The following is a 3,322-nucleotide window of genomic DNA, read 5'->3' as shown; positions in this document are numbered from 1 at the left end:
CCGTTCGCTTCGAGCGAAGTCGAGAAGCGTATCTCGACTTCGCCCGATACGAACGGAGGAAGGGACTTACCGGCCGGTTCCGTCCGGCCTCAGCCACCGGTCCAGCCAGGCGAACACCTCGGTGTACCACTGGATCGAGTTGCGTGGCTTCAGCACCCAATGGTTCTCGTCCGGGAAGATCAGCAGCCGCGACGGAATGTCGCGCCGCTGCAGCGCGGTGAAGGCGGCCAGTCCCTGCGTGTAGGGGATGCGGAAATCCTGCTCGCCATGGATCACCAGCATCGGCGTCTTCCACTTGTCGACGAAGTTCACCGGGTTCCATTTCTCATATTCCTGCGGCGCTTCGTAATAGGGGTGGCCGCCATGCTCCCATTCGTCGAACCACAGCTCTTCGGTCTCGTATGCCATGGCGCGCGCGTCGAAGACGCCGTCGTGCATGACGATGCACTTGAACGCGTCGGGCCAATTGCCCTCGATCCAGTTCATCATATAGCCGCCATAGCTGCCGCCCAGCGCGCAGGCGTTGGCGGTGTCGATCTGCGGGTCCTCCTTCGCGGCCGCCGCCAGCCCGAGCTTCAGGTCCTGCAGCGGCTTGCCGCCCCAATCCTTGTTGATGCTGTCGGTAAAGGCCTGGCCGTAGCCGGTCGAACCGTGGAAATCGACGGTCACCGCGGCATAGCCGGGCGCGACGAACAGCTTGGGGTTCCAGCGGTATGACCAGCCGTTGCCGAACGACCCCTGCGGCCCGCCATGGACCAGCAGCTCGACCGGCAGCTTGCCGGTCGCGCCTTCGGTCTTGATGATCTGGCCCCAGACCGTGTCGCCGTTCGCGCCGGCGAAGCTGAACCGCTTGACGCTGACCGGATCGATGTCGGCCAGCTTGTCGGCGTTGACCGAGGTCAGCCGCACCGACTTGCCGCCTTTCCAGCGGTAGAGATCGTCGGGCGCCTGGATCGAGTTCAGCGTGTAGACGACCGAGCCGTCGGCGAGCGGCTTCACATTGCCGACCGTGCCGCCCTCGGTCAGCCGCGTGACCTTGCCGCTCGCGACGTCGACGCGGAACAGCGGGTCGTCGAGGATTTCGCCGGCCGTCACCAGCAGGTTCTTGCCGTCCTTGGCCCAGGCGATCGATCCGACCGATCGGTCCCAGCCCGGCGCGACCTCCCGCGTTTCGCCGGTGGCGATGTTCCGCAGCATGATCGCCAGCCGATCGGCCTCGTATCCCGGCCGCTTCATCGCCGCATAAGCGAGCCATTTGCCGTCGGGGGAGACCGCCGGCAGCGTGTCGGTCGCGTCGTTGGCGTCGGTCAGGTTGACCGGTTCGCCGTTCGGCCCCGCCGCGAAGATGTCGAGATTGGTCGACAAGGGCTCGATCCGCCCCGCCTCGCGCAGCGCGAAATAAAGCGTCTTTCCGTCCGGGCTCCACGCCAGTTCCTCGGCCCCGCCGAACGGCTTGGACGGCGCATCGCCGACCAGCTTCGTCGCGACCGGCACGCCCGCTCCCGTCGGCTTGCCGTCCGCCAGCGGCAGCACGAAGATGCGCGAGCGCGTCCCCGGCTCCGCCCATGTGTCCCAATGGCGCACGAACAATTGGTCGTAGGTCCGGCCGCTGCCGCCCTGCGCCGCGGCGGGCTTGTCGCTCTTGCAATCGTAATCGGTGCAATCGAGCGGACGGTCGCCCCAGATGGCGACGCGGTCGCCGCTCGGCGCCAGCAGGAAGCCGCCGACGTCTGTCGAGAACGTCGTCAACTGCTCCGGCGTGCCGCCGGCCGCGATGCGCCATAGCTGGTCGGAGCCGCCGGCGTTGCTCAGGAAATAGATCCATTTGCCGTCCGCCGAGAAGGCCGGGTCATGCTCGCTCTTGTCGGCTGCCGAGAACGCGATCTTCACCGGCTCGGCATTCTTCGCCTTCAGGTCGAGCAGCCAGAGATGGTTGCGGCCCTTGTTCGCCGCCAGATCGGTCTCGCGCAGCTGGTAGACCAGCCAGCGGCCGTCGGGCGAGACCGCCGGCGCGCCGATCCGGCGCATCGTGGCAAGGTCGGTCGCCGTCATCGGGCGGGCATCGGCGATGGTGGGGATCAGGGCGGCAGAGCCCAGGGCGAGCGCAAGCAGCGTCTTTGTCATGGACGCACTGCCTAGCACCCCGGCGCGCGGGGTCAAATGCCGGGCTCCAGGTTCTGCGTGTCTCTTGCAACCGTTTGGAAAGGGCGGCGTTAACCAGCCCGAGTACGCGCCCGCCGAGGCGCGGAGAGCGTCGGGGCGACCAGACCGATAAGGGGTAAGTAATGGCTTCGAATATCCTCGCCTCCACGGCCGCGATTGCGGCGCTGTCCATCTTCGCCGCGCCGGCCGCGGCCGGGATCACGATCTTCGACACGCCGGGCGATGTGCAGCCTGCCGAAAACGTGCTGATCGACGACGGCCTGACGGGCGAGACCGTGTTCGGCCACACCAACAACAGCAACACCGGCGTCAGCTTCCTGTCGCTGACCAGCGGCGTCAGCCTGGAAGGCTTCGCCGATGGCCAGGCCCGGGTGGAAGCGATCGGTTCCTCGCTGGATGCGCTCCGCTTCTTCCTCACCAGCGGCGACGGCTTCGGAGAAGTCGAGTTCGACCTGCACAAGGCCGCGAGCAATACCGACACGGTGACCGTCACCTTCGTCGGCAGCTTCGGCACGGAGACGCGCACCTTCGACCTCGGCAACGGCAACAACTGGTTCTCGGCCCGGACCGACGCCGGGGACCTGATCACCGCGGTGTCCTTCGACACCAGCGGCTCGGGCGTCGGCGATATCCGGCAGGTCAGGCTGGGCGCCTTCGCCGGCGCGATCCCGAGCGTCCCGGAACCGGCGACATGGGCCATGATGCTGTGCGGCTTCGGTGCGCTCGGCGCGGCGGCGCGGCGGCGCACGCGCACGACGGCCAGGCCTGCATAGCGCGCGCACCTTCCCTGGCCGCAAATAGCTGAACGGACGGCCGAAATTTCGTCGAGACCTTAACGCATGTGGTAAACACCGTCGTTGCCTAGGCGCAACGTTCGGATAATCCTTGCAACGGGCGCAGGGGTCGCGCCCGCTCGAACAGGGGGGCTCCGATGACATCACACCGTTCGTTTGCTTGTGCCGCCGCCGTTGCTCTGGCGATCGGCACCGCCACCGGCGCGCAGGCGCTGACCATTAACCTGATCAACACCGGCGGCGTCGAGGAAGGCACCGCTGCGTACATCGGTTTCTCCGCAGCCGCCCGCTATTGGGAATCGGTGCTGAAGGATGACGTGACGGTCAATTTCCGGGTCGGCTTCTCGACAGAAGGCTTCGACCCG

General features: G+C 66.9%; 2 protein-coding genes and 1 pseudogene. 2 read left to right on the top strand and 1 reads right to left on the bottom strand.

The window, feature by feature from the left end:
- Window positions 1-66: 66 nt before the first annotated feature.
- On the bottom strand, window positions 67-2,124 hold the full coding sequence (locus tag VFT73_RS06680) for a S9 family peptidase (protein WP_326409399.1): 2,058 nt from the start codon (window positions 2,122-2,124) through the stop codon (window positions 67-69).
- A gap of 161 nt (window positions 2,125-2,285) precedes the next feature.
- Here VFT73_RS06680 and VFT73_RS06675 point away from each other — a divergent pair, with 161 nt between their 5' ends.
- Window positions 2,286-2,936 (top strand): PEPxxWA-CTERM sorting domain-containing protein, encoded by a 651-nt coding sequence (locus VFT73_RS06675; protein WP_326409398.1) that lies wholly within the window; start codon window positions 2,286-2,288, stop codon window positions 2,934-2,936.
- Between the two features lie 158 nt (window positions 2,937-3,094).
- Window positions 3,095-3,322: pseudogene (locus tag VFT73_RS06670) on the top strand (hypothetical protein); the annotation flags it as partial.

Source organism: Sphingomonas sp. (assembly GCF_035758555.1).
GTDB lineage: Bacteria > Pseudomonadota > Alphaproteobacteria > Sphingomonadales > Sphingomonadaceae > Sphingomonas_B.
This window is presented reverse-complemented; position numbering and strand designations above follow the sequence as displayed.